This is a genomic window from Amycolatopsis thermalba (assembly GCF_003385215.1).
Classification (GTDB): domain Bacteria; phylum Actinomycetota; class Actinomycetes; order Mycobacteriales; family Pseudonocardiaceae; genus Amycolatopsis_E; species Amycolatopsis_E thermalba.
Genome location: NZ_PQHW01000040.1, coordinates 1 through 24,798, shown reverse-complemented (window position 1 = coordinate 24,798; position 24,798 = coordinate 1). Strand labels below are relative to the sequence as shown.

24 protein-coding genes are annotated in these 24,798 nt (G+C 73.4%); 3 read left to right on the top strand and 21 right to left on the bottom strand.

Features of this window, described 5'->3' with window-relative positions; genetic code table 11:
* Window positions 1-50 precede the first annotated feature (50 nt).
* Window positions 51-1,373: an MFS transporter gene (locus D0D15_RS17720; RefSeq protein WP_115944585.1), complete on the bottom strand. Its 1,323-nt coding sequence runs from the start codon at window positions 1,371-1,373 to the stop codon at window positions 51-53.
* A gap of 94 nt (window positions 1,374-1,467) precedes the next feature.
* On the opposite strand from D0D15_RS17720, the gene D0D15_RS17715 reads away from it, so the two are divergent.
* Both D0D15_RS17715 and D0D15_RS35965 read left to right on the top strand, forming a co-directional pair.
* On the top strand, window positions 1,468-2,226 hold the full coding sequence (locus D0D15_RS17715; protein ID WP_115944584.1) for an ArsR/SmtB family transcription factor: 759 nt from the start codon (window positions 1,468-1,470) through the stop codon (window positions 2,224-2,226).
* Window positions 2,227-2,334: 108 nt separating this feature from the next.
* A complete protein-coding gene (locus D0D15_RS35965; protein ID WP_162830602.1) occupies window positions 2,335-2,487 on the top strand; it encodes a hypothetical protein in 153 nt (50 codons plus the stop codon).
* A 66-nt stretch (window positions 2,488-2,553) separates the two neighbouring features.
* On the opposite strand, the gene D0D15_RS17710 is transcribed toward D0D15_RS35965, so the two are convergent.
* From D0D15_RS17710 to pgeF, 6 genes are all read right to left on the bottom strand, one after another.
* Window positions 2,554-3,171 (bottom strand): hypothetical protein, encoded by a 618-nt coding sequence (locus D0D15_RS17710; RefSeq protein ID WP_094005937.1) that lies wholly within the window; start codon window positions 3,169-3,171, stop codon window positions 2,554-2,556.
* A 77-nt stretch (window positions 3,172-3,248) separates the two neighbouring features.
* Window positions 3,249-4,079: a DivIVA-like cell division protein Wag31 gene (gene wag31 / locus D0D15_RS17705; protein ID WP_094005936.1), complete on the bottom strand. Its 831-nt coding sequence runs from the start codon at window positions 4,077-4,079 to the stop codon at window positions 3,249-3,251.
* Between the two features lie 53 nt (window positions 4,080-4,132).
* Window positions 4,133-4,417 carry a YggT family protein gene (locus tag D0D15_RS17700; protein WP_026153057.1) on the bottom strand — a complete coding sequence of 95 codons (285 nt, stop codon included), beginning with the start codon at window positions 4,415-4,417 and terminating at the stop codon, window positions 4,133-4,135.
* Between the two features lie 178 nt (window positions 4,418-4,595).
* Window positions 4,596-5,216, bottom strand: a complete 621-nt coding sequence (locus D0D15_RS17695; protein ID WP_094005935.1) for a cell division protein SepF — start codon at window positions 5,214-5,216, stop codon at window positions 4,596-4,598.
* Window positions 5,217-5,281: 65 nt separating this feature from the next.
* Window positions 5,282-6,016, bottom strand: a complete 735-nt coding sequence (locus D0D15_RS17690) for a YggS family pyridoxal phosphate-dependent enzyme (protein WP_094005934.1) — start codon at window positions 6,014-6,016, stop codon at window positions 5,282-5,284.
* Window positions 6,013-6,714, bottom strand: a complete 702-nt coding sequence (pgeF, locus tag D0D15_RS17685; protein ID WP_094005933.1) for a peptidoglycan editing factor PgeF — start codon at window positions 6,712-6,714, stop codon at window positions 6,013-6,015. Before pgeF ends, D0D15_RS17690 begins: the two co-directional genes overlap by 4 nt.
* Window positions 6,715-6,791: 77 nt before the next feature.
* On the opposite strand from pgeF, the gene D0D15_RS17680 reads away from it, so the two are divergent.
* On the top strand, window positions 6,792-7,625 hold the full coding sequence (locus D0D15_RS17680; protein WP_094005932.1) for a hypothetical protein: 834 nt from the start codon (window positions 6,792-6,794) through the stop codon (window positions 7,623-7,625).
* Between the two features lie 24 nt (window positions 7,626-7,649).
* Here D0D15_RS17680 and ftsZ read toward each other — a convergent pair whose 3' ends face one another.
* From ftsZ to mraZ, 14 genes are all read right to left on the bottom strand, one after another.
* The gene (gene ftsZ / locus D0D15_RS17675) at window positions 7,650-8,933 is read right to left on the bottom strand and encodes a cell division protein FtsZ (RefSeq protein WP_115944583.1); all 1,284 of its coding nucleotides are present in this window, start codon (window positions 8,931-8,933) and stop codon (window positions 7,650-7,652) included.
* Window positions 8,934-9,122: 189 nt separating this feature from the next.
* Window positions 9,123-9,617, bottom strand: coding sequence for a DinB family protein (locus tag D0D15_RS17670; RefSeq protein ID WP_094005930.1), 495 nt, complete (start codon window positions 9,615-9,617; stop codon window positions 9,123-9,125).
* A 41-nt stretch (window positions 9,618-9,658) separates the two neighbouring features.
* Window positions 9,659-10,453 (bottom strand): cell division protein FtsQ/DivIB, encoded by a 795-nt coding sequence (locus tag D0D15_RS17665; protein WP_094005929.1) that lies wholly within the window; start codon window positions 10,451-10,453, stop codon window positions 9,659-9,661.
* Window positions 10,454-11,863, bottom strand: coding sequence for a UDP-N-acetylmuramate--L-alanine ligase (gene murC / locus D0D15_RS17660; protein WP_115944582.1), 1,410 nt, complete (start codon window positions 11,861-11,863; stop codon window positions 10,454-10,456).
* Window positions 11,860-12,963 carry an undecaprenyldiphospho-muramoylpentapeptide beta-N-acetylglucosaminyltransferase gene (gene murG, locus D0D15_RS17655; RefSeq protein ID WP_094005927.1) on the bottom strand — a complete coding sequence of 368 codons (1,104 nt, stop codon included), beginning with the start codon at window positions 12,961-12,963 and terminating at the stop codon, window positions 11,860-11,862. Before murG ends, murC begins: the two co-directional genes overlap by 4 nt.
* Window positions 12,964-12,969: 6 nt before the next feature.
* Window positions 12,970-14,400 (bottom strand): putative lipid II flippase FtsW, encoded by a 1,431-nt coding sequence (gene ftsW, locus D0D15_RS17650; protein WP_094005926.1) that lies wholly within the window; start codon window positions 14,398-14,400, stop codon window positions 12,970-12,972.
* Window positions 14,387-15,784, bottom strand: coding sequence for a UDP-N-acetylmuramoyl-L-alanine--D-glutamate ligase (murD, locus tag D0D15_RS17645; protein ID WP_162830601.1), 1,398 nt, complete (start codon window positions 15,782-15,784; stop codon window positions 14,387-14,389). The genes ftsW and murD overlap by 14 nt, the downstream gene beginning before the upstream one ends.
* A 190-nt stretch (window positions 15,785-15,974) precedes the next feature.
* Window positions 15,975-17,063, bottom strand: coding sequence for a phospho-N-acetylmuramoyl-pentapeptide-transferase (gene mraY, locus D0D15_RS17640; RefSeq protein WP_094005925.1), 1,089 nt, complete (start codon window positions 17,061-17,063; stop codon window positions 15,975-15,977).
* Window positions 17,060-18,529, bottom strand: coding sequence for a UDP-N-acetylmuramoyl-tripeptide--D-alanyl-D-alanine ligase (locus tag D0D15_RS17635; RefSeq protein WP_115944581.1), 1,470 nt, complete (start codon window positions 18,527-18,529; stop codon window positions 17,060-17,062). Before D0D15_RS17635 ends, mraY begins: the two co-directional genes overlap by 4 nt.
* Window positions 18,526-20,115, bottom strand: coding sequence for a UDP-N-acetylmuramoyl-L-alanyl-D-glutamate--2,6-diaminopimelate ligase (locus D0D15_RS17630; RefSeq protein WP_162830600.1), 1,590 nt, complete (start codon window positions 20,113-20,115; stop codon window positions 18,526-18,528). Before D0D15_RS17630 ends, D0D15_RS17635 begins: the two co-directional genes overlap by 4 nt.
* A gap of 111 nt (window positions 20,116-20,226) precedes the next feature.
* Complete coding sequence (locus D0D15_RS17625) at window positions 20,227-22,116, bottom strand: peptidoglycan D,D-transpeptidase FtsI family protein (RefSeq protein WP_115944580.1); 1,890 nt, start codon at window positions 22,114-22,116, stop codon at window positions 20,227-20,229.
* Window positions 22,116-22,865: a cell division protein FtsL gene (ftsL, locus tag D0D15_RS17620; RefSeq protein WP_094005922.1), complete on the bottom strand. Its 750-nt coding sequence runs from the start codon at window positions 22,863-22,865 to the stop codon at window positions 22,116-22,118. Before ftsL ends, D0D15_RS17625 begins: the two co-directional genes overlap by 1 nt.
* Window positions 22,866-22,965: 100 nt before the next feature.
* Window positions 22,966-23,925, bottom strand: coding sequence for a 16S rRNA (cytosine(1402)-N(4))-methyltransferase RsmH (gene rsmH / locus D0D15_RS17615; protein ID WP_094005921.1), 960 nt, complete (start codon window positions 23,923-23,925; stop codon window positions 22,966-22,968).
* Window positions 23,926-24,104: 179 nt separating this feature from the next.
* Window positions 24,105-24,536 carry a division/cell wall cluster transcriptional repressor MraZ gene (mraZ, locus tag D0D15_RS17610; RefSeq protein WP_026153053.1) on the bottom strand — a complete coding sequence of 144 codons (432 nt, stop codon included), beginning with the start codon at window positions 24,534-24,536 and terminating at the stop codon, window positions 24,105-24,107.
* Window positions 24,537-24,798 lie beyond the last annotated feature (262 nt).

Here is a 24,798-nt window from a genome sequence, read left to right as displayed (position 1 = left end):
ATCGACGCCGTGTCCGTCCAGGTTAGCCGCCTCCCGCAAGCCGGTTTCGCTCAGGGTCGGCCGACGGCGACGGCGGTGAGGACGGCCGCGGCCAGCCACATCCCGGCGCCCAGCACCGCGGCGGCGTGCAGCCCGTGCAGGAACGCCGCGGGCTGGGCCGGGCTGCCCGCGATGGCGCCGAACGTGGCGATGCCGAGCGCGCCGCAGGCCTGGCGCGCGGTGTTGTTGACGCCGCTGGCGATGCCGGCCCGGCCGGCCGGGACGCCGCCGACCGCCGCGGCGACGACGGCCGCGGTCAGCAGGCCCAGTCCCACGCCGAACAGGGCGAACGCGGGCAGGAACGAGCCGGCGATCGTGCTGTGCCCGGTGACGCGCAGCAGGCCGAGCAGGCCGGTCGCGCCGGTGAGCAGCCCGGCGATCATGACCGGCCGCGGGCCGAACCGCGCGGTGAGCCGCCCGGTGACCGGGGCGAGCAGCGACAGCGGCAGGAATCCGGGCAGCATCGCCAGCGCGGCGGTCAGCGGGCCGGCGTGGTGGACGCCCTGCAGGTAGAGGGTGGCGAGCAGGATCGTGCCGAGGCCGGCGAAGTTCATCGCGCCGGCGACGACGTTGGCCGCGGCGAAGGTGCGTGACCGCAGCAGGGTCAGCGGCAGCATCGGCGCCGGGCCGGTCCGGCGGGCGGCGAGGAACGCCGCGGCGGCGGCGACACCGAGGACGGCGGCCGGGATGCTGGACTCGATGACCGCGTAGACCAGGGCGGCGAGGGCGGTGGCGCCGGTGAGGACGCCCTTGACGTCCACGCGGCCGGTGGTGGGCGGATCCGCCGGGACGAGCAGGGTGCCGGCGGCGGCCAGCGCGGTCAGCGGCACGTTGATCCAGAACAGCGAGCGCCAGCCGGTGGCCGTGACCAGCAGCCCGCCCAGCAGCGGGCCGGCGGCCAGTGCCAGCGCGGAGACGCCGGCCCAGACGCCGAGCGCGCGGGCCTGTTCGTGGCGGCCGGGGAAGGTGCGGGTGATCACCGCCAGCGTCCCGGGCAGCAGCAGCGCGGCCCCGGCGCCTTGGGCCACGCGGGCGGCGATCAGGGTCGCGCTGTCCGGCGCCAGGGCGCACCCGGCGGAGGCGAGGCCGAAGATCCCCAGGCCGGCGAGCACGACCCGGCGGTGGCCGAGCACGTCGCCGAGTGCCCCGCCGGACAGCAGCAGCGCGGCGAGCACGACGGTGTAGCCGTCGACGATCCACTGGAGCGCGGGAACGCCGGCGTGGAAGCGGGCGCCGATGCTCGGCAGGGCGACGTTGACCACGGTGACGTCGAGCTGGACCAGGAACATGCCGGCGCACTGGGTGAGCAGGACGGCGGAACGCTTGTCGGGCATGGGTCCAGGAGACCCCGGATTCGTTTCCGGGTGGGTGGAAGTGTGCCGGGACGCTTCGGCGCCGGTGGAAGTGTCGGCGCGGCATGCTGGAGCCATGAGTGGAGGGGACGCCGACATCGCGCGCACCGCGGCACTGTTCGCGGATCCGGCCCGGGTGCGGGTGCTCACGGCGCTGGCCGACGGGCGGGCTCTCGCGGCGTCCGTGCTCGCGGCCGAGGCCGGGTTGTCCGCGCCGGGGGTCAGTGCGCATTTGGCGAAGCTGCGGGAGGCGGGGCTCGTCGAGGCGGAGCGGTCCGGGCGGCACCGCTTCTACCGGCTGCGGCCGGACGCCGTCGAGATCCTCGAAACGCTCGCCCGCTTCTCCCCCGCCCGGCCGGTCACCTCGCTGCGATCGGGGACGCGGGCGCGGGCGCTGCGGTTCGCCCGGACCTGTTACGACCACGTCGCCGGGCGGCTGGGCGTCTCGGTGACGGCGGCGCTGGTGGAGCGCGGGGCGCTGGTCACGACGGACGGTGTCCCCGGCACGAGCCGCCGCCCGGGCGACGCGCTGTCCCAGCCGCTGGCCGAGCACCCCTACGCCCTGGGGCCGGAGGCGCCGGAGGTGCTGGCGCTGCTCGGGCTGGACGTGGACGCCGTGGCCGCCGCCCGCGGGCGGCGGCCGTTGCTGAAGTTCTGCCTGGACTGGTCCGAGCAGCGGCACCACCTGGCGGGCGGACTGGGCGCGGCGCTCGCGGCGCGGTTCCTGGAGCAGGGCTGGGTGACGCGGCACCGGCCCGGGCACCGGGCACTCCGGCTGACCGACACGGGAGCGGACGCACTCGCCGGACGGCTGGGAGTGCGTGTCGCCGGCTGAAGCCGCGGCAGCGCCTCGGGGAAATCGGGCCGCGTGGGCTCGGATCCTGGTTTCGGGGGCGGCTCGGCCGGAGGTGCGTCAGGCCTTCGCGCGGTGGGCCTCGGCCAGGTGGGCGTCGGGGGTGCAGCGGGCGCGCTGGACGCCGCGCTCGCGGCGCGTGTTCCTGAAGCAGGGCTGGGTGACGCGGCACCGGCCCGGGCACGGCTGACCAGCACGGGCACCACCGCGCTCGCCGATCTCCTCGGCGTGCGGATGGCGTGAGCGTCAGGCCTTCGCGCGGTGGGCCTCGGCCGGAGGCGCCTCAGGCCTTCGCGCGGTGAGCCTCCCTCAGGCCTTGGCGCGGTGGGCCTCGGCCAGGTGGGCGTCGGGGGTGCAGCGGGCGCACGGCGTGAACCCGAGGTCTCGGGCCTCCTTCACGGAGATCGGGATCGTGTCGCGGTCGGCGAGCCAGCCGCAGTCCGTCAGGTGGTAGCGCGGGTGCTCGTCCACGACCACGACCTCGGCGTCCAGCTCGTCCACGATCTCCGCGTCCGCCGGGGCCGTGGGCTCCTCGCCCGGCTCGCCCTCCTCGGCGGTGCCGACCAGCTCACCGGCGGTCGGCAGCAGCGCGGTCTGGTCCACCGGCGCCTCGTCCACCTCGGCGTCCGCCGTCGACGGCTCCCCGGCCGGCTTCTCCGCGTCCTCCGCGACCTCGGCGGCCGACGGCTCCTCGTCCACCGCGGCGGCCGACGACTCCGCCGCGGGCTCCTCATCCGGTTCCGCCACCAGCGCGGCGGCCGCGCGGCGACGGGCCACCCGGCGCCGCACGAAGTCGGCCACCAGCAGCAGCCCGGCGGCGACCGACAGGCCGATCGAGATCCACGCCCACAGCGAGTTCGCCGTGACCAGAGCCGCGATCAGCAGCCCCAGCGCGGCCAGAACCAGGATCAGAACGATGAAGAGCACGGTGAATTACAACACGAACCACGCCCGGAACGGTTCCGACCCTCCCACGCGGAGTGCCGGAACCGTCACCGGGAAGCTCAGCCGGCCTCGGCGCGGGGACCGAACGAGTAGCCCTGGCCGCTGCCCGATCCCGCGCTCGCCTGTCCCGAGTTCGAGGACGCCGACGCGGGCGCGGCGGAACCACGATCGTCGAGCTCGCGCAGCTGGGACTCCAGGAACCCGCGCAGCCGCGTGCGGTATTCGCGCTCGATGGTGCGCAGTTCCTCGATCTTCTTGCCCAGCGCGGTCTTCTCGCTGTTCATCGTGTTCATGGTCTCGGTGTACTTGCGCTGCGCCTCGCGCTCCATGGTCGTCGCCTTGTCGCGCGCCTGCCGCTCCAGCGTCTCGGCGCGGGTGCGGGCGTCGTTGAGCATGTTCTCCGCTCGCGTGCGCGCCTCGTTGACCATCGAGTCGGCCTTGGTGCGGGCGTCGGAGAGCAGCTGCTCGGACTTCGCGCGAGCCTCGGCCAGCATGCCGTCGGACTCGGTCTTGGCCTCGGCGGTCAGCCGGTCGGCCATCTCCTGGGCCAGGCCGAGGACCTTCGCCGCCTGGACGTTCGGCTCGCCGCCGTCCGACATCGGGTGGGCCTGGGTCTGCTCGGCGGCCGAGGGCGGCGGCACGGGCGCCAGGCGGCGCTCCTGCGGTCCGGCTCCGGCGCGGGCGGCCTCGAGGTCGGCACGGGTGCCTTCGAGCTCGGCGTCGAGCTGCTCGACCTGCTGGCGCAGCTCGTTGTTGTCCTCGATGAGCCGCGCGAGCTCGGTCTCCACCAGGTCGAGGAACGCGTCCACCTCGTCCTCGTTGTAGCCCCGCTTGCCGATGGGTGGCTTGCTGAACGCGACGTTATGCACGTCAGCGGGGGTCAACGACATCAGATCACCTCACGCACTCCATGGCCTGCTCCGACACCTGGGTTCCCCCGAAGTCACCCAGGAAGCGCCAGTTGCATCAGTATGAACACAACCAACAGCAGCACCATAATCGATAAGTCCAGTCCGACGCCGCCAATGCGAACCATCGGAATGATCCTCCGCACCACGCGGACCGGAGGATCGGTCACTGTGTAGATGGTCTCCAGCGTCACCGCAACCCCACCGGCGGGGCGCCAATCCCGTGCGAAGGCACGCACGAGCTCCACCACGACACGTGCTGTGAGCAGCAGCCAAAAGACGAACAGCACGTAGTAGAGGACTAGCCGGACCGCATCCACGAACACCACTCTGCCACATCACCGTGACCCCGGGAGCACCCGGAACACCCGGTCTGTCCGGGTCACGTAATCGAACTGTGATTTAGCCAACGGTTTCACCCGTTCGGCCTAAATTGCTACGAATAGTAGTTGGGCCATCACCCTGTTCCGGGTCATTTTCCGGACCGGGTGGTCGCCCTCAGTGACGGAGGAACAGCCCGCCCTCGGCGATCCGGCGGCGTTCCTCCGCGGTCACCTCCACGTCCGGCGGCGAGAGGAGGAACACCTTGCTGGTGATCTTGTCCATCGAGCCGCGCAGCGCGAACGCCAGCCCGGCCGCGAAGTCCACGAGACGCTTGGCGTCCGCGTTCTCCATCTGGGTCAGGTTGATGATCACCGGGATGCCCTCGCGGTACGCCTCGCCGATCCCCCGCGCCTCGACGTAGCTCGTGGGGTGCAGCGTGGTGATCCGCCCCAGCGCGTCCCGCGCGGACGCCCGGGCCGGCTCCGGTACCGGCCGCAGCCGCGCCACCGGCTCCGGCTGCCGCTCGACCGCCAGCGCGCCGTGCACCGGCGGCTCCGGCGCCCGTGGCCGCGCGCGGAGCGGGCCCTCCTCGTCGTAGCCGGACCCGTCGCGGTACCGTCGGCGGGCACGCGGCGGCGGCTCCTCGTCGAAGCCGTCGTAGGCTTCGTCGGCGTAGTCGCGCCGGTAGTCGTCGTCGTACCGGTCGGCGGCCTCGTAGGAGTCGTAGCCGTCGTAACCGTCACTGTCGGCCGGGATCATGCCGAAGTAGGCCTTCAGCTTCTGCAGCGCGCTCATGCCTCTCCCTAGCCGCTCCCTCACCTGACTACCCGGACGCGATCGCTCACTTCCGGGTGATCTCGCTACGGCGAGGCTAAACCGCGGGCGCCGAGCAACGCGGTTCCGACACGCACACATGTCGAACCGTGCGCGATGGCGGGTTCCAGATCACCACTCATCCCGGCGGACAGCTCGACCGCCTCCGGGTGGTTCCGGCGGAGGTCATCGGCCGCTCCGGCCAGGCGCGCGAAGGCCGGCGCGGGGTCCGCGCCGAGCGGCGCGACCGCCATCAGGCCGCGCAGCCGCAGCCCGTCCAGCCCGGCGATGTGATCGGCCAGCTCACCCAGCCGAGGGAGCGGACAGCCGCCTCGTGACGGATCGTCGTCGAGGCTGGCCTGGATCAGGACGTCCAGCGGCCCGGACCGCTCCCCCGCTTCGTGCGCGTTGCGCAGCGCCTTGGCGAGCGCGTCGGCAAGCCGGATCGAGTCGACCGACTGGACCTCGTCGGCCCACCGCACCACCGAGCGCGCCTTGTTGCGCTGCAGCCGCCCGATCATGTGCCAGCGCGGCCGCGCCTCCGGCCGCAGCACGCGCACCTCGGCCGCCTTGGCGCCGGCCTCCTGGTCGCGGTTCTCCGCGAGGTCGGTCTGGCCGAGGTCGGTGAGCAGGGCCGCGTCGGTGGCGGGGAAGGTCTTGGTGACGGCGAGCAGACGCACCTGCGCCCGTGGCCGCCCGGCCGCCGCGCACGCCTGCGCGACGCGCGCCTCGACGGCTTCGAGCGCCTTGGCGATCCCCTCCCGTCGCTGCTCGTCGCTCATTCCGGCTCGGCCCAGGTCAGCGCGGCGATGCGGCCGGTGGTGCCGTCGCGCCGGTAGCTGAACAGCGTGGGGTCCTCGGCGGTGCAGCGCGGGTCGACGCCGACCTTGCCGACCCCGGCCTCGGCGAGCTGGCGCCACAGGCCGGCGCGCAGGTCCAGACCGGGCTTGCCGGTGCGGGTGCGGGTCGCGCTGCCGGGCAGGTGCTGGTCGACGTCGGCGGCCATCCCGGCGGGCACCTCGTAGCACTCGCCGCAGATCGCCGGGCCGAGCAGGACTTCGATGCGGCCCATCTCGGCGCCGGCCGCGACCATCGCCTCCAGCGCGGCGGGCAGCACCCCGACGCGGGCGCCGACGCGGCCGGCGTGCACCGCGGCCACGACCCCGCTCTCCGGGTCGCCGAGCAGGACCGGCACGCAGTCGGCGACGAGCACGGCGACGGGCAGGCCGGGGGTCTTCGTCACGAGCGCGTCGGTGGCCTCGGCGGGCGCGGTCTCGCTGCCGTCGACGACGGTGACCGTGCGGCCGTGCACCTGCTCCATCCAGGCGACCCGCTCGACACCCAGCTCGGTACCCAGCCGCTTGCGGTTGGCCGCGACGGCGGCCGGATCGTCACCGACGTGGTCACCGAGGTTGAACGTGTCGTACGGCGGCGCCGAAACGCCACCCGCCCTGGTCGTGACCACCCGACGGATGCGCAAGTCCCACTACCTCCACTCGCCTGGTTTGCCCTGAGCCTACTGGGAACCGGACACCGTGCTCGGCCGGTCTCACCGCCATGGATCTGCCACCCGTGCCCCCGAGCGTCCGCGCGCTGGCCACCTCCGGGAAGCTGCCGCCGGAGCTGGCCGCGCTGTTCACCCCGCCCGGCCAGGAGAAGTGGACCCGCATCGCCGAAGCCGTGGACGAGCGCCTGGACGAGGTGGACCCGGCGGTGCGGGGCGCGTTCGCGCTCGCCGGCGCCTACGGCCACCTGGACGACATCGGATTCCTCTCCTCCGGGGAGATGGCCGAGCACAACGACCGCGCGATCGCCCTGCTCGAGAGGGCGCTGGAGCACGGCGTCCCGGACGAGGAGGCGGAGGACCTGTGGGAGGTCACCCGCCGGGTGCCGGAGGTCGCCCATCTCGCCCGCGACCGCGAGGAGTACCTCGCGAAGCACGGCGCGACCGCGGGCCAGCGCCTCAAGGCCAAGCTGGACGAGGCGGACGCGCGCTACGCGGCGGGCGACCGAGCCGGAGCGCTGGTGTTGTTCCGCGAGGTCGGCGAGGCCGACCTCTGGGGCGAGTTCAGCGGGGCGATGGACATGGCCGACCTCGGCTGGTGCCGGTTGTTGCAGGACGCCGTGCGGTTCGACGGGCCCGAGGCGACGCGGCGGATCTGGCAGGAGGCGCGCGCCAGCCGCCACGCGGCGCGGTTCCCGCACCCCCACTGGTCGGTGCCGCTGGCCGAGCTGCTGATGGGCGCCGGGGTGCCGGACATCCTGGAGGTCGTGGTCGCCGAGCGGCTCGACGCCGCGCTGCGGGACCACCTGCCGTGGGAGCTGTCCGAGGACGAACGCTGGACGCTGTCCCGCGCCATCGACGAACTCGAACAGCACCACCGGGCCTGACCGCGGGTCAGGCCCGGCGCGGGGTCAGCGCCGCATGAAGGGCGGGACGTCCACGTCGTCGTCGGACGGGTCGTCGGTGACCGGGACGGCCCGGCTGGGCAGGCTGCCCTGGCTGGTGCTCGTGCGCGGCGCCGGGTAGCTGCGGCTGCCGCCACCGGGCTGCGGCAGCCCGCTGGGCGGCGTGCCGTAGCTGGTGCCCGACGGCGGCGTCCGCGGCGGCGTGACCGGGAAGCCCCCACCGGCGGGCGGGGCGGGCGGCGTCGCTGCCGGGGGCGCCGGCTGGCGGACCTGCCTGGCCTCGGCGGACGCCGTCGTCGAGCGGGTGCCCACGGCGGGCGGCTCGAGCTTCTTGTGGGTGGGCGAGCCGGAGTCGAACCCGGCCGCGATCACCGTCACGCGCACCTCGTCGCCGAGGGAGTCGTCGATGATCGTCCCGAAGATGATGTTCGCCTCGGGGTGCGCGGCCTCCTGCACCAGCGAGGCGGCCTCGTTGATCTCGAACAGGCCGAGATCGGAGCCGCCCGCGATGGACAGCAGCGCGCCGTGCGCGCCCTCCATCGAAGCCTCCAGCAGCGGCGAGTTGATCGCCTTCTCCGCGGCCTGCACCGCCCGGCCCTCGCCGCGCGCGGAGCCGATGCCCATCAGCGCGCTGCCCGCGCCGGACATCACGCTCTTCACGTCGGCGAAGTCCAGGTTGATCAGACCCGGCGTGGTGATCAGGTCGGTGATGCCCTGGACACCGGAGAGCAGGACCTCGTCGGCGGAGCGGAACGCGTCCATCAGGCTGACGCCGATGTCGCCGAGCTGCAGCAGCCGGTCGTTGGGGATGACGATGAGGGTGTCGCACTCGTTGCGCAGCGCCTGGATGCCGTCCTCGGCCTGCTTGCCGCGGCGCTTGCCCTCGAAGGTGAACGGCCGGGTCACCACGCCGATCGTGAGCGCGCCGAGCTTGCGCGCGATCGAGGCGACCACCGGCGCGCCGCCGGTGCCGGCGCCGCCGCCCTCCCCCGCGGTCACGAAGACCATGTCGGCGCCCTTGAGCACCTCCTCGATCTCCTCGCGGTGGTCCTCGGCGGCCTTGTGCCCCACCTCGGGGTTCGCGCCGGCGCCCAGGCCGCGGGTCAGCTCGCGGCCGATGTCGAGCTTGACATCCGCGTCGGACATCAGCAGCGCCTGCGCGTCCGTGTTGATCGCGATGAACTCGACACCCTTGAGGCCGACCTCGATCATGCGGTTGACGGCGTTCACGCCACCACCGCCGATGCCGACGACCTTGATCACCGCGAGGTAGTTGTGCGGGGGCGTCATCGGGTCCGCCTTCCTATCGTGATTCCTCGTACCGCTCGCCGGGAGCGAAAAACCCTCAACCTAAACTCAAGGTTCAGAGTTATGTCAACTCCCCACTCCGTCCGCCGAAGGTAGGGATCCGGCGAAGCGGAATCCAGTAGCCACGCCGCGTGTCGTCCGTGGCGTTGCAAAATCACCGCGCCGGACGCCTCATTCGCCGGTCCGGCCGTCGGTCAGCTCACGCAGCAGATCCAGGTGCCCGGCGTGCCGCCCGGTCTCCTCCACCATGTGGATCAGCACGTAGCGGAGGTTGACCGAACCGTCCTTGAAGGACACCAGGGTGTCCGGCGCCAGCTCCGCCGCGATCTCGCGGCTGGTGGCGCACTGCGCGCGGTAGGCGGCCACCAGGTCCGCGAGCGGGACCGTGAGCGCCTCGCGGAAGTCGGCGTCGCGGTCGTCCGCCAGCTTCTCCGCCCACCGGTTGGGACGGCCGGCGAGCACCGCCTCGAACCAGTAGTGCTCCACGTAGGTCAGGTGGCCGACCAGGCCGGCGATCGTGGTCAGCTCGCTCGGGACCAGGCTGCGGCGGGCCTGTTCGTCGGTCAGGCCCGCGCACTTGAGCACGACGGCCTCGCGCAGGAAGTCCAGGAAGGCGGTCAGCTGCTCGCGCTCGCCGCCGTCGAAGGGCGGTTCCGTCCTGATCATGCGCACAGCTTCGCACAGCGTCCCCGCCGGTGTCTCCGTCCTCAGGAGACCGTCGGCAGCTCGGGGCTCGCCACGTCGTAGATCCGGCCCTCGCGTGTCAGGAGGACGCCCAGCACCCTGGCCTTGCGCTCGGCGTTCGACGCGTCGCCCCAGCGGACCGTCTTGCCCGTGGTCAGCGTGAACTCCACGCCGCCCGGGGTGCCGGCCCGCACCACGGCGATCTGGCCCTTCAGCGGCTCCGGCACCGTCGCGAGCACCGCGACCACCGACCGCGTCACCGCGTCCTCCGGCGACACCACCGCCACCTGCAGCTCCGGCAGGCGCTCCGGCTTGTTCTGCACCGTCTTGTAGTCCAGGCCGCCGGAATCGACCAGGTGGAAGCCGTCCCGGCCGGCCACGAACCCGATCGGCGACCGCTCCGTCACCGTGATGTCCACAGTGGAGGGCCACGACCGGGAGACGTCCACAGTGGCCACTCCGGGGATCGCCGTGACGCGGGCGGCGATCTCGTCGGTGTCCAGCAGCAGCATCGGTTTCAGATCGGGCACCGCCGCCGCGGCCAGGATCTGGTCCCCCGGCACGCTGTGCGCGCCGTGCACCTCCACCGAACGTACCCCCAGCAGCGACGTGAACATCACGACGTACCCGAGCCCGAGCACCGTCAGCACGCTCAGCGTCGCCACCCACCGGCGCCGCAACGCGCGGCGCCGCGAGACGCCCGTGCCGGTGCGCCGCCGGGCGGTCAGCGGGCGCCGTCCCCGGCGGCTGCGCACCGCCGACGACGACCGCCGCGTGGACGGCCGGCTGCGCTCGTCGCTCCGCGCTCGCGTCGCCACCTAGCCCCCGGCCCGCCGGTCCAGCTCCGCCAGGATCTCCGGCCCCAGCTGGGTCACGTCGCCCGCGCCCATGGTGACCAGCAGGTCCCCGGGCTTGACCAGGTCGGCGGCCAGCGTCACGGCCCGGTCGAACGCCGGCTCGTAGTGCACCCCCGCCCCGGTGATCCGCTCCGCGATCAGCGCGCCGCTGACGCCCGGCTCCGGCTCCTCCCGCGCGCCGTACACGTCCAGCAGCACGACCTCGTCGGCCAGCCCGAGCGCGTCGGCGAACTCCGCGGCGAACAGCTTCGTGCGCGAGTACAGGTGCGGCTGGAACACCACGACCACCCGGCCCCCGCCCGCCGCGTGCCGCACCGCCCGCAGCTGCGCGGCGACCTCCGTCGGGTGGTGGGCGTAGTCGTCGTAGACCCGCACGTCGGCGGCGCGGCCCTTGAACTCGAACCGCCGCCGCACCCCGCCGAACGCGGCCAGCCCCTCGGCCAGCCCGCCCAGCGGCGCGCCCAGCTCCAGGCCGGCCAGCACCGCGGCGACGGCGTTGAAGGCCATGTGCTCGCCCGGCACCGCGACCCGCACGTCGGTCTCGGCGCCGTCCAGCGCGATCCGGATGACCCCGCCGCCGTCGGCGGGCCGGTAGTCCAGCACCTTCGCGTCCCCGGCGCCGGTCACCGAGCGGCCGTAGCGGCGCACCCGCACGCCCTCGGCCGCGGCGTGGTCGCCCAGCGCGTTCGCGGCCTCGTCGTCGGCGCACACGATCAGCAGGCCGCCCGGCTCGATCCGGCGGGTGAACTGCGTGAACACCGCGGTGTAGGCCTCGGCGGTGCCGTGGTGGTCCAGGTGGTCCGGCTCGACGTTGGTCACCACCGCCACCGACGGCGAGTAGCTCAGGAACGAGCCGTCGCTCTCGTCGGCCTCGGCGACGAACACCCCGCCCTCGCCGTGGTGCGCGTTCGCGCCGGACTCGTTGAGGTCACCACCGATCGCGAACGACGGGTCCAGCCGGCAGTGCTGCAGCGCGACCGTGAGCATCGACGTGGTCGAGGTCTTGCCGTGGGTGCCGGCGATGCAGGCCACCCGGTGCCCGGCCATCAGCAGCGCGAGCGCCTGCGCCCGGTGCAGCACCGGGATGCCGCGCTCGCGGGCGGCCACCAGCTCCGGGTTGCTCTCCTTGATCGCGGTCGACACCACCAGCGCGGACGGGCCGCCGGGCAGCGCGTCCAGGTTCTCCGGGCGCTGCCCGATGCCGATCTCGGCGCCCTGCGCGCGCAGCGTCAGGAACGCGCGGGAGTCCTTGGCGTCCGAACCCGACACCCGGGCGCCGCGCGCCAGCAGGATCCGCGCGATGCCGCTCATGCCGGCACCGCCGATCCCGATCAGGTGGGCCCGGCCCAGCTCGGCGGGGACTTCGCTCATTTGCCGCACACCTCCAGGACGATGCGCGCCAGCACCTCGTCGGCCTCGCGGTGGCCCAGCCCGACCGCCGCGGCCCCCATCTTCGTAACCCGGGCGGGGTCGGTGACCAGCGGGATCACCAGCTCGGCGACCTTGGCCGGGCTCAGGTCCGCGTCCTGGACCATCAGCGCCGCGCCGGCGTCGACCGCGGGCCGGGCGTTGATCGCCTGCTCGCCGTTGCCGTGCGGCAGCGGCACGAACACCGCGGGCAGCCCGACCGCGGACACCTCGGCCACGGTCATCGCGCCCGACCGGCACAGCACCACGTCGGCCGCCGCGTAGGCCAGGTCCATCCGCTCCAGGTAGGGCACCGGCACGTAGGCCGGGCGGCCCGGGAACTCCTGCACCACCAGGCTGTTCTTCGGCCCGTGCGCGTGCAGCACGCCGATCCCGGCGTCGGCCAGCTCCTTGGCCGCGCCGGACACCGCGTTGTTGATCGACTGCGCACCCTGCGAACCGCCGAACACCAGCAGCGTCGGCGCGTCCGGGTCGAGCCCGAAGTGCGCCCGGGCCTCCGCCCGCAGCGCCGCCCGGTCCAGCGAGGTGATCGAGCGCCGCAGCGGGATGCCGACGACCTCCGCGCCCGGCAGGGGCGTGCCGGGCACCGCGACCGCGACCCGCTTCGCGAAGCGCGCCCCGACGCGGTTGGCCAGGCCCGGCGACTGGTTGGCCTCGTGCACCACGATCGGCACCCGGCCGCGCGCGGCGAAGTAGGCCGGCAGCGACACGTACCCGCCGAACCCGACCACGACGTCCGCGCCGACCCGGTCCAGGATCTCGCGGGTCTGCTTGACCGAATCCCGGATCTTCAGCGGCAGCCGCAGCAGGTCGGTGGTCGGCTTGCGCGGCAGCGGCACCGGCGGGATCAGCTCCAGCGGGTAGCCGCGCGCCGGGACCAGCTTGTTCTCCAGCCCCCGGGACGTGCCCAGCGCGACCACCGTGGCGTCCGGCCGCAGCCGCCGCACGGCGTCGGCCAGCGCCAGCGCGGGTTCGATGTGTCCGGCCGTGCCGCCGCCCGCCACCACCACGGTGGGAGCCACGCCGGTAACCGCCTTGCTCACTTGCTCCTACGTCCCTCTCCGCACTGAACTTCCCCGTCTGCCCGGCGCCGCGCGCCGGCGCTCGGGCGCCTGCGCCGATCGTGCCCCGCGGGCCGAGGGCCGGTCCCCGCGGGGTGCCGCACGGCCGCTGCCCCGCCGCCGCGTCGGCGGCCGGTACACCTCGGGCGCCGGCAGGCGCAGGAGACGGCCGAACTTACCCGGTCCCTGCGACCGCAGCGCCGCCACCGACTCCGGCTCGTGCCGGGCGGCGTTGGCCAGCAGGCCCATCAGGAACATGGTGACCCAGATCGACGTGCCGCCCGCCGAGATCAGCGGCAGCGTCACGCCGGTGACCGGCAGCAGCCCGACGACGTACCCGATGTTGATCCCGGCCTGGGACACCGTGAACACCGTGAGCGTGCCGGAGGTGATCCGGATCCACGGGTCCAGGTTACGCATGGCGATGCGCAGGCCCACGATGGCGAGCCCGACGAACAGGCCGATCACCACGATGCAGCCGATGAAGCCCAGCTCCTCGCCGATCACCGCGAAGATGAAGTCGTTCTGCACGTTCGGCAGGTAGGACCACTTCGACGGGCCCTGCCCGAGCCCCTTGCCGAACAGCCCGCCGTCGGCCAGCGCGTACTTGGCCTGCGTGGCCTGGTAGGCGGCGCCGCTGGTGTCCGAGCCGGGCGAGAGGAACGACATCACCCGCGACATGCGGTAGGACGCGGTCAGCGCCAGCACCACGGCCCCGGCGATGCCACCGGCGAGGATCACCGCGAACAGCCGTTTCGGCGCGCCGGCGAACCACAGCAGCGACATCAGCACCACGCCGAGCGTGATCGTGCCGGACAGGTTCGGCTGGGCCATGACCAGCGCGAACATCAGCAGCGCGACCGGCACCACCGGCACCATCAGGTGCCGCCACTGGTGCAGCACGTGGTACTTGGTGACCAGCACGTGCGCGCCCCACAACGCGAAGGCGACCTTGGTGAACTCGACCGGCTGCACCGAGAAGCCACCGAGGGCGAACCACCGCTGGGCGCCACCGCCCGCCGACCCGAGCGGCGTCAGCACCAGCGCCAGCATCACCAGGCACACCAGCACGGCCATCGAGGACAGCGCGCGGGTCCGCTTCAGCGGCATCCGCAGCGCCACCCAGAACACCACCGATCCGGTGAGCACGAAGATCAGGTGCTTCTTGAACAGCGCGTACACGCCGGAGCCGGTGTCCGGGTCGACCGAGGCGACCGAGGACGCCGACAGCACCATCACGATGCCGATCGAGGTGAGCAGGCCGGTCAGGGCCAGCACCAGGTGGAAGTCGGCGAGCGGGCGCGACAGCCACGCGGTCAGCGCGGTGAATGTGGCGCGCGCCGGGCTCTGCCGGTCGCCCCGGTCCCGCCTGCGCGGCTCGCGGTCCTGCTTCTGGTCCGGCTCCTCAACGACCGTCATCGGCAGACCCCGTCGCACGGGCCAGGACCGCGTCGGCGAAGGCGTCGCCCCGATGGGCGTAGTTGCGGAACATGTCCAGGGACGCCCCGGCGGGCGCCAGCAGCACCACGTCACCGGGCCGGGCCAGGTCGCTGGCCACCGAGACCGCCTCGTTCATGGCCTCATCGTCACCCGAAGCGACCCGATGGACGGGGACATCGGGCGCGTGTCGCGCGAGAGCGGCGGCGATCACCGGGGCGTCGGCGCCCATCAGCACCGCGCCGCGCAGGCGTCCGGCGACCACCTCGACCAGCTCGTCGACCGCGGCGCCCTTGAGCTGCCCGCCGGCGATCCACACCACGCTGGAGTGCGCGAGCAGCGACCCGGCGGCCGCGTGCGGGTTGGTGGCCTTGGAGTCGTCGACGTAGCGGACGCCGCCGAACTCGCCCACCTCGACCGCGCGGTGCGCGCCCGGCTGGAACTCGCGCAGGCCCTTGGCGACCCCAGCGGGGTCGATGCCGTACGCGCGGGCCAGCGCGGCCGCGGCCAGGGCGTTGGCGAGGTTGTGCGGGCCGGCCGGGCGCACCTCGCTCACCGAGATCAGCTCGTCGGCGGAGTGCTGCGGGTCCGGGCCGTAGGCGCGGTCGATCAGCAGGTCCTCGACCAGGCCCAGCTCACCGGGGCGCGGGGTGTCCAGGCGGAACCCGACCCGCTTGGCCCCGGCGGGCGCGTACTCGCCGGCCAGCCGCACCGACCACGGGTCGTCGGCGTTGTGCACGACCACCGAGGAGTGCGCGTGGATGGTGCCCTTGGCGGCCGCGTAGGACTCCATCGAGCCGTGCCAGTCCAGGTGGTCCTCGGCGAGGTTGAGCACCACCGACGCGTGCGGCGCCAGCGTCGAGGACCAGTGCAGCTGGAAGCTGGACAGCTCCACCGCCAGCACCTCGTAGCCGGAGAACACCGCGTCCAGCACGGGCAGGCCGATGTTGCCGCAGGCCAGCGCGTGCGCCCCGCCCGCGCGCAGCATCGACTCCAGCATGCCGACCGTGGTGGTCTTGCCGTTGGTGCCGGTGACCGCGAGCCAGGTGGCCGGGTTCGGGAGGTCCCGGGAGGCGCGCCAGGCCAGCTCGACGTCGCCGATCACCTCGATCCCGGCGGCGGCCGAGGCGACCAGCAGCGGCGCGGTCGGCCGCCAGCCGGGGCTGGTGACCACCAGGTCGGTCCCGGCCGGGGGTTCGGCCAGGCCGGGCACCAGCTCGGCGCCCAGGCCGTCCAGCTCGGCCAGCCGCTCGGCGTTGCCGTCGGTCACCGTCACCCGGGCGCCGCGCTCGGTCAGGGCCCGCACCGCCGAGCGCCCGGTGACCCCGGCGCCGGCGACGAGCACGTTGCGTCCGGCGAACACCATCACTCGCTTTCTGCGCGGCGGAGCCGCGCGGGGTGGGCCGTCAGCCGGCACCGCCGCGGGTTCTCAGGAGCCCCCTCGCGAGGACAGCGCCGACGTGGTGAATTGGCATTCATGAGGAGGCGATCCCGGAGCGAGGGGGTTTCTGAGGTTCCGCCACCCGCACCGCTACGCAGACCGCTTCCGACCATTGTCAGCCTCCCGCGCCCAGCTGTTCGGAGTAGAAGAGGCCGAGGCCGAACATGCAGCAGATGGCGGCGAGCAGCCAGAACCGGATGATCACCGTCGTCTCGGCCCAGCCCGCCAGCTCGAAGTGGTGGTGGAACGGGGCCATCCGGAACAGGCGCCGCCGCGTCGTGCGGAACACCGCGATCTGCAGCACCACCGAGATCATCTCGACCATGAACAGGCCGCCGATGACGATGGCGAGCAGCTCGGTGCGGGTGGTGATGGACAGGCCGGCCACCAGGCCGCCCAGCGCGAGCGAGCCGGTGTCGCCCATGAAGATCTTCGCCGGCGCGGCGTTCCACCACAGGAACCCGACGCACGCGCCGGCCGCGGCGGCCGCGACCACCGCGAGGTCCAGCGGGTCGCGCACGTCGTAGCAGGCCGCCTGCGGGGTCACCACGCAGGACAGCCGGGCCTGCCAGAACGCGATCACCACGTAGGTGGCCAGCACCATCGCCGAGGTGCCGCCGGCCAGGCCGTCCAGGCCGTCGGTGAAGTTCACCGCGTTCGACCAGCCGGAGATGACCACGTAGCAGAAGATCACGAAGATCACCGCGGGGAAGGTGATCAGCGCGAGGTCGCGCACGTAGCTGAGGTTGCGCGAGGCCGGGGTGAGGCCGTAGCGGTCGGCGAACTGCAGCGCCAGGATGCCGAACGCCACCGCGACCACCAGCTGGCCGACCAGCTTCGCGGTCTTGTTCAGGCCCAGGTTGCGCTGCTTGCGGATCTTGATGAAGTCGTCGAGGAACCCGACCACGCCCAGGCCCACCGCGAGGAACAGCACGAGCAGGCCGGACGCGGACGGGCCGTCGTCGGCGGAGCTGCCCGAGCCGATCCAGTTCATCAGGTGCGCGGCGAAGTAGCCGACCACCATCGCGATGATGATCGCGACCCCGCCCATCGTGGGCGTGCCGCGCTTGGACTTGTGGCCCTGCGGGCCCTCCTCGCGGATCTCCTGGCCGAAGCCCTGCCGGGAGAAGACCCGGATCAGGTAGGGCGTGAGCAGGATGGAGACCAGGAGACCGATCGCGGCCGCGATCAGAATGCTGATCACGCAACACCTTCCTTGAGCAGTGCGTCAGCGACGAGCCAGAGCTCGGCGACCTTCGAAGCCTTCACCAGCACGACGTCACCGGGTTCCAGCTGCTCGCGCAGGAGGGCGATCGCGGCGTCGGCGTCGGGCACCAGCACGGACTCCTCGCCCCACGAACCCTCGTGGCTGGCGCCCTGGTGCATCGCGGCCGCCTCGTCCCCGACCACCACGAGCCTGCTGATGTTGAGCCGGACCGCGAGGCGGCCGATCTCGTCGTGCGCGGACACGCTATCGGCACCGAGTTCGCCCATCACACCGAGGACCGCCCAGGACCGCTTCCCGCGGCTGGCCGAGGCCAGGGTCTTGAGCGCGGCGCGCATCGACTCGGGGTTGGCGTTGTAGGAGTCGTTCATCACCACGACGCCGTCGGCCCTGGTGGTGACCTCCATGCGGCGCGCGGAGCGGCGCTGGGCGGCCGACAGGCGCTGCGCGACCTCTTCGACGCTCGCGCCCAGCTCCAGCGCGATGGCGGCGGCCGACAGCGCGTTGCCCACGTGGTGCTCGCCGTAGAGCGACAGCTTCACCGGCGCCTGTCCGGCCGGGGTGATCAGCCGGAAGGAGGCGCGGGCCTGCTCGTCGAGGGTGATGTCCTCGGCGCGCACCTGCGCGTCCGGGTGCTCGCCGACGCCGACGATCCGCGCCGTGGTCCGGCTCGCCATCGCGGCGACCAGCGGGTCGTCCAGGTTGAGCACCGCGACCCCGCCCTGCTCCGCGGACGGCAGCGCCTCGACCAGCTCGCCCTTGGTCTTGGCGATGCCCTCGCGCGAGCCGAACTCGCCGACGTGGGCGCTGCCGACGTTGAGCACGGCGCCGATGCGCGGCGGGGCGATCTCCGCGAGGTGGGCGATGTGGCCCGGGCCGCGGGCGGACATCTCCAGCACCAGGTGCCGCGTGGTCGCGTCGGCGCGCAGGGCCGTCCACGGGTGGCCCAGCTCGTTGTTGAACGATCCGGGCGGCGCGACCGTCGGGCCCATCGGCTCGAGCAGCTGCGCGATCAGGTCCTTGGTGGAGGTCTTGCCGGACGAGCCGGTCACGCCGACCACGGTGAGCCCGCCGCGGGACAGCTCGATCACCACGTGCCGGGCCAGTTTCGCCAGGGCGGCCAGCACGGCGGCGCCGGAGCCGTCCTTGTCGCCGGCCAGCGCGAGCGCGCGCTCGTGCGCCTGGCCGGGTGGCAGCGGCGGCACGATCACCGCGGGCGCGTCCACCTCGCGGGCGGCCAGCACCCCGGGGGCGCCGCTCTCCACCGCCTTGGCGGCGAAGGCGTGCCCGTCGACCTTCTCCCCCGGCAGGGCCACGAACAGCCCGCCCGGGGTGAGGCGGCGCGAGTCGAACTCGACGCTGCCGGTGACCGTCTCGCGTCCGTCGGTGCGGTGCAGCCGGCCGCCGGTGACGGCGGCGATCTGCTCCAGGGTCAGCGGGATCAACGGGTCTCCTGGTTCTCTTCGAGCCGGTGCCGGATCGCCGCCGCCAGCTCGTCGCGGTCGGAGAAGGGGTGCACGACGCCCGCGGCCTCCTGGCCGGTCTCGTGGCCCTTCCCCGCGATCAGCACGACGTCCCCGGCGCGGGCCAGCCCGACCGCCCGGACGATCGCCTCACGCCGGTCGCCGATCTCCAGCACCTCGCCGGAGCCGGGACCGGCCGCGCGGGCGCCGGTCAGCATCGCGGCGCGGATCGCGGCCGGGTCCTCCGACCGCGGGTTGTCGTCGGTGACGATGAGGACGTCGCTGCGTCTGGCGGCGGCCTCGCCCATCATCGGGCGCTTCGCGGTGTCCCGGTCGCCGCCGCAGCCCAGGACCGTGATGATCCGGCCCTCGGTGCGGGCGCGCAGCGCGTCCAGCGCCTGCGCCACCGCGGCCGGCTTGTGGGCGTAGTCCACGACGGCGGTGAAGTCCTGGCCCAGGTACACCCGCTCCATCCGGCCGGGGACCTCGACGTGCGCCAGGCCGGTGACGGTCTCCTCCAGGCTGACGCCGCACGTCTCCAGGATCGCCGCGGCGAGCAGCGCGTTGGCGATGTTGAACGTGCCCGGCAGCGGCAGCGTGGCCCGCGCGGTGCGCCCGGACGGCGAGTGCAGGGTGAAGCTCTGCTCGCCGGTGGCCGTGGTGGCGAAGTCGGTGGCGGTCCAGCTCGCGTCCACGCCCGGCTCGGTGGTCACGGTGATCGTGTGCGGCGTGACCAGCGCCTGTCCCCAGGCGGTGTCGATGCACACCACCTCGGTGGTGGAGCGGCCGTCGAACAGCAGCGCCTTGGCGGCGAAGTACTCCTCCATGTCGCGGTGGAAGTCCAGGTGGTCCTGGGAGAGGTTGGTGAACGCGCCGACCGCGAACCGGGTGCCGTTGACCCGGCCCAGCGCGAGCGCGTGGCTGGAGACCTCCATCGGCACGTGCGTCACACCCTGCTCGACCATCACCGCGAGCAGCGCCTGCAGGTCCGGCGCCTCGGGTGTGGTGAACGCGCTGGCCAGCCGCTCCCCCGCGATGCGGGTCTCGATGGTGCCGATCAGGCCGGTGACGTGCCCGGCGGCGCGCAGGCCCGACTCGACCAGGTAGGTGGTGGTGGTCTTGCCCGACGTGCCGGTGATGCCCAGCACGGCCAGCTCCAGCGACGGCTCGCCGTAGATCCAGGCGGCCATCGAGCCGAGCACCCCGCGCGGGTCCGGGTGCACCAGCACCGGGACGCCCGCCTCACGCAGCGCCGGCCGGTCCGCTCCGGCCTCGTCGGTGAGCACCGCCGCAGCCCCGGCCGAGATGGCCTCCGCGGCGAAGTCGGCCCCGTGCGCCCGCGCGCCCGGCAGCGCGGCGAACAGGTCGCCGGGCAGGACGTGCTGGGCCCGCAGGGTGGCCCCCGTGACGACCGTGTCGCCGGGCCAGCGCGGCTCGCCGACCAGGCGCGCGGCCGCGCGCGCGACCGGCGTGGTGAGCGGGACCGGCTCGATGCGGGCCGGCCGTGGCGGCGCCACCGCCGCCTTCACCGGGCTGTCCGGTACCCGCCCCTTCGCTTCCTGCGACATGGTGCTGCTTCCAGACGCTTCCACCGACACAGCACGGAAGGTTACCGAGCCGGGATTCCCCTCTTGCGGCCCGGTACTCCTAGCGCTTGTGTCTCGATTGGACAGCGACCGTCACGGCAGCACGAGCGGCACGTACGGCGCGGCGCCCTCGGACAGCGGGAGCTGGAACCGCTGCGTCAGGTACGAGGCGATGTCGTGGAACAGCGGCGCCGCGGAGTGGCCGGCGGGCAGCGTCGTGTCCGGGGCGTCCAGCCGGATGCCCACCACGAACCGCGGGCTGTCCGCGGGCAGGATCCCGGCGAAGGTGATGTTGTACAGGGTGTCGCTGTACGCGCCGGTCGCCGGGTTGACCTGCTGGCCGGTGCCGGTCTTGCCGGAGATCTGGTAGCCCTCCAGCGCCGCCGTGGGCGCCGTGCCGCTGTTGCCGTTCTTCCCGGTCTGGGTGACCGCGCGCATCATGTTCCGCACCGTCGTCGCGGTCTCCGGGCTGACCACCTGCGTGGTCTGCGGCGCCGCCTTGGGCACCACGGTGCCGTCCGGGCGGATCTCCTCCTTGACGATGCTCGGCTGCACGCGCAGGCCGTTGTTCGCGATCGCCTGGTACATCGCGGTCATCTGCACCACGGTCATCGACAGGCCCTGCCCGATCGGCAGGTTGCCGAACGTGGTGCCGGTCCAGGTGTTGCGGGGCGGCACGAACCCACGGCTCTCCCCGGACAGCCCCAGCCCGGCGCTCTGCCCGACGCCGAAGCGCTTGAGGTAGTCCAGGTACTTGTCCGGGCCCAGCTGCTGGGCCAGCAGCAGCGTGCCGACGTTGGAGGACTTCGCGAAGATGCCGGTGACCGAGAAGTTCTGCGTGCCGTGCACCCACGCGTCGTGCACGGTGTGGTCGGCGACCTTCAGCGCGCCGGGCACCTGCAGCACCGACTCGGGCGTGACCAGGCCCTGGTCGATCGCCGCGGTGGCGGTCACGATCTTGTTCACCGAGCCCGGCTCGAACGGCGTGGACACCGCCTGCAGGTCCATCAGCGACTGCGTGTAGGTCTTGTTGTCGTAGGGGTCGAACGTGGAGTCGTCGGCGATCGCGTAGATCTCGCCGGTCTTCGCGTCCATCACGACCGCGCTGGCGCCCTTGGCGCGCGACTGCCGCACGTAGTCGGCCAGCGCGTTCTGCAGGAAGTACTGGGTGTCCGAGTCGAGCGTGAGCACGACATCGTTGCCCGGGGTGGCGGGCTGCACGTCCCGCTCGGTGCCCGGGATGATCACGTTGTCGTTGCCCTGCTTGGTGTCGGCGACGTAGCGGCCCGGCCGGCCGGCCAGGTCGGCGTTGAGCGTGTACTCCAGCCCGGCCAGGCCCTGCAGGCTGTGCTTGGACACGTCCGGGTCGTCCATGCGCCAGTTCGCCAGGCCGACGACGTTGGAGGCCAGCGTGACGCCCGGGTACTCGCGGGCGGCCCGCACCTCGGCGCCGATCTCCGGGAACGCGGTGGTGATCTCCTCGGCGATCGACGGCTCGACCCCGTCGACCAGGTAGGTGAACGACGTGGTCTTGCGGAAGTCGGCGAGCAGCGCGGCCTGGGTGACCCGGCCGGGCAGCTTGGCGGCGATGAACCGCGCCGCGTCCGCCGCGCGGGTCTCGAAGCTCTGGCCCCCCGCCGGGTTCTTGGCCGCCACCTCGTCCCACGCCTTGCGCATCGCGCGCAGGTTCACCGACAGCGCGCGGGTTTCCACGGTGAACGCCAGCTTGACGTTGTTGCGGTCCACAATGGACCCGCGCTTGGCCGGGATCGGGATCGTGGTGCTGCGCTGGCTCTCCGCCTTCGCCGACAGGGCCGCCGCCTGGAAGCCCTGGACCTGCACGAGCTTGAGCCCGGCCAGCACCAGCACCGCGACGAGCACCACGCGCACGCCGACGTAGCGCCCCTTGCCGGTGGCGGCGTTGGGCTGGCCGGCCACCTGGCGCATGCGGGCGCCGTAGCTGCGGCGTCCCGGCCGCGCCATCACTGCCCTCCCGTGGTCTGCTGTCCCGGCGCCTGGGTCTGCCCGCCGGACGGCGGCACCTGCGCCTGGTCCTGCGGCTGGACGACCTGGCTGTCGCCCTGCGGCACGTCACCCTCGATCGGGCGGCCGCCGACCGGCGTGCCCTGCGGCACCACCGGCGTCACCGGCTCCTGCGTGACCGGGGCGCCCTCGGCCTTCTTCGGCTCGCCGACCACGGTCACCGACCCGTCCGGGTTGAGCACCAGGTGCGCCGGGTCCTTGGCGGGCACCATGCCCAGCGCCTTGGCCCGCTCGGCCAGCGACGACGGCGACTCCGCGCCGCTGACGTCCTGCTGCAGCTGCTCGACCCGCTCGGCCAGGGCGGCGTTGTCGTCGCGCAGCTGCTCGAGCCGGTAGGAGTCGGCGATCGCCTGGGTGGACAGCAGCAGCGTCGCCACCACACCCGCGGCGAGCAGCACCATCACCAGCATCACGAACGTGGCGCGCGAACGCGGCAGCCGCAGCTTCAGCCGGATCTTCTGGCGCTCGGGCTCGGGCGCGCGCTTCAGGCCCTCGGCGCGCTGGGCCCGCCGGGCGTAGGCGCGCTCGGCGGCGGTGGTGCGCTGAGCCTGCCGGGTGGGCTGCCGCCGGGGGCGGCGCCTGGCCGGTACCGGTGTGCCCAGGCCCTCCTCGGCGGGTGCGTCCGAACGGCGCGGACGCCGCCGCGGCTCGGCACCGGCCTGCCTGCGTGCCCGCGTAGGCGCTGTCATGCGTCCGCCTCCTGTGTCTTGCGACGGTGCTGTTGCGGGACACCCGCACCCGGGCCACGCACCCGGGCTGGCCGCATGACCGGGGCTGCGCGATTGTCGATCATGCGTCGGCCTCCTTGATCCGTTCGGCGACCCGCAGGCGCACCGACGCGGCCCTCGGGTTCTGTTCGATCTCGTCTTCGCTCGCCTTCTCGGCGCCGCGCGTGATCAGCTTCAGTTCCGGCCCGTGGCCGGGGAGTTCGACGGGCAGGCCGGGCGGGGTCCGCGACTTCGCCAGCTCCGCGAAGGCCTGCTTGACGATCCGGTCCTCCAGCGAGTGGTAGGACTCCACGACGATCCGGCCGCCCACCGCCAGCGCGGACAGCGCCGCGGGGATCGCCCGGCGCAGCACCTCCAGCTCGCCGTTGACCTCGATGCGCAGGGCCTGGAACGTGCGCTTGGCCGGGTGCCCGCCGGTGCGGCGGCTCGCGGCCGGCACCGCGTCGTAGAGCAGCCGCACCAGGCGCTCGCTGCGGTCGAACGGCTGCCGCGCCCGCTCCGCGACGATCGCCTTGACGATCCGCTGGGCGAACCGCTCTTCGCCGTACTCGCGCAGGATCCGGACCAGCTCGCCCGGCTCGTAGGTGTTGAGGACGTCCGCGGCGGTCTGTCCCGTGGTGGGGTCCATCCGCATGTCCAGCGGGGCGTCCCGGGCGTAGGCGAAGCCGCGCTCTTCCTCGTCGAGCTGCATCGAGGAGACGCCGAGGTCGAACATCACACCGTCCACACGGGACAGTCCGAGCCGGTCGAGGACGTCCGGCAGGGTGTCGTAGACGGCGTGCACCAGCTCGGCCCGGTCGCCGAACTTCGCCAGCCGCGCGCCGGCGCGCTCCAGCGCGTGCGGGTCCCGGTCCAGCCCGATGAGCTTCAGCTGGGGGAATCTGGTGAGCAGTGCCTCGGAGTGCCCGCCCAGGCCGGTGGTCGCGTCGACCACGACGGCCGGGCGGCCCTCGAGCGCGGGAGCGAACAGTTCCAGCACGCGCTCGGTCATCACCGGCACGTGCGCGGCTTCGGCTGCCACTTCTCCCACCCCCTTAAGCCGTCGCGCGGATGCCGTCAGGTCCCCGCCCGCCCGCTGCGGACCTGGTGCCGGGGAAGGTGCACCAGGGCCACTGAGCGGACAGAGGCCTCACGACATCCGTCGCCGGATCCCGCCCCCACTTGCTGTCGCCACCCGCGCCCCCCGACGGCGCGGGTCACCTAGAAGACTCCCGGCAGGACCTCTTCCTGGGCCTGCGCGTAGCTGTCCTCGTGTTCCTCCAGGTAGGACTCCCAGCGCTGGGCGTCCCAGATCTCCAGGCGCGTGATCGCCCCGATCACCACGCACTCCTTGTTGAGCCCGGCGTAGCGCCGGAGCTCGGGCGCGATCGCGATGCGCCCCTGGCCGTCCGGACGCTGCTCGTCGGTGCCCGCGAACAGGTACCGCTGGTAGGCCCGCACCGCCTCGTTGGTGAAGGGCGCCTCCGCGACCTTGCGGGCCAGCTGCTCGAACTCGGCGCGCGGGAAGACGAAGAGGCAGTGATCTTGCCCCTTGGTGACCATCAGCCCACCTGCCAGCGCGTCGCGGAACTTCGCGGGCAGCGTGAGCCGCCCCTTGTCGTCCAGCTTGGGGGTGTGCGTGCCGAGGAACACCGGCACTCACCTCCCCACCGCACCCGGTGCTCCACCGGATGCGGCCCCTGGGGCATCCCTACTGCCCCACTGCGCACCACCGTACCCCACTTTTCCCCACAGTCAACGCCGCGAAGCTGCCCGACCGGGCGATCCTCGCGGTATTTACGCAGGTCAGCGCGAGGGGGGCGAAGTGGGGAGATCGTGGGGAGCCGCGCCGGGCCTCCCCCACGCCGGGTACCTCGGAGGGCCCGTGAGGCCCGTTCCGGGGCCTGGTGGGGGC

Bases quoted from the DNA above. Each gene is read 5' to 3' on its own strand.
- D0D15_RS17720 (WP_115944585.1), bottom strand. From the start codon at position 1,373: ATGCCCGACAAGCGTTCCGCCGTCCTGCTCACCCAGTGCGCCGGCATG.
- D0D15_RS17715 (WP_115944584.1), top strand. From the start codon at position 1,468: ATGAGTGGAGGGGACGCCGACATCGCGCGCACCGCGGCACTGTTCGCG.
- wag31 (WP_094005936.1), bottom strand. From the start codon at position 4,079: ATGTCGTTGACCCCCGCTGACGTGCATAACGTCGCGTTCAGCAAGCCA.
- D0D15_RS17695 (WP_094005935.1), bottom strand. From the start codon at position 5,216: ATGAGCGCGCTGCAGAAGCTGAAGGCCTACTTCGGCATGATCCCGGCC.
- D0D15_RS17690 (WP_094005934.1), bottom strand. From the start codon at position 6,016: ATGAGCGACGAGCAGCGACGGGAGGGGATCGCCAAGGCGCTCGAAGCC.
- D0D15_RS17680 (WP_094005932.1), top strand. From the start codon at position 6,792: ATGGATCTGCCACCCGTGCCCCCGAGCGTCCGCGCGCTGGCCACCTCC.
- ftsZ (WP_115944583.1), bottom strand. From the start codon at position 8,933: ATGACGCCCCCGCACAACTACCTCGCGGTGATCAAGGTCGTCGGCATC.
- D0D15_RS17670 (WP_094005930.1), bottom strand. From the start codon at position 9,617: ATGATCAGGACGGAACCGCCCTTCGACGGCGGCGAGCGCGAGCAGCTG.
- murC (WP_115944582.1), bottom strand. From the start codon at position 11,863: ATGAGCGAAGTCCCCGCCGAGCTGGGCCGGGCCCACCTGATCGGGATC.
- ftsW (WP_094005926.1), bottom strand. From the start codon at position 14,400: ATGACGGTCGTTGAGGAGCCGGACCAGAAGCAGGACCGCGAGCCGCGC.
- murD (WP_162830601.1), bottom strand. From the start codon at position 15,784: ATGGTGTTCGCCGGACGCAACGTGCTCGTCGCCGGCGCCGGGGTCACC.
- D0D15_RS17630 (WP_162830600.1), bottom strand. From the start codon at position 20,115: ATGTCGCAGGAAGCGAAGGGGCGGGTACCGGACAGCCCGGTGAAGGCG.
- D0D15_RS17625 (WP_115944580.1), bottom strand. From the start codon at position 22,116: ATGGCGCGGCCGGGACGCCGCAGCTACGGCGCCCGCATGCGCCAGGTG.
- ftsL (WP_094005922.1), bottom strand. From the start codon at position 22,865: ATGACAGCGCCTACGCGGGCACGCAGGCAGGCCGGTGCCGAGCCGCGG.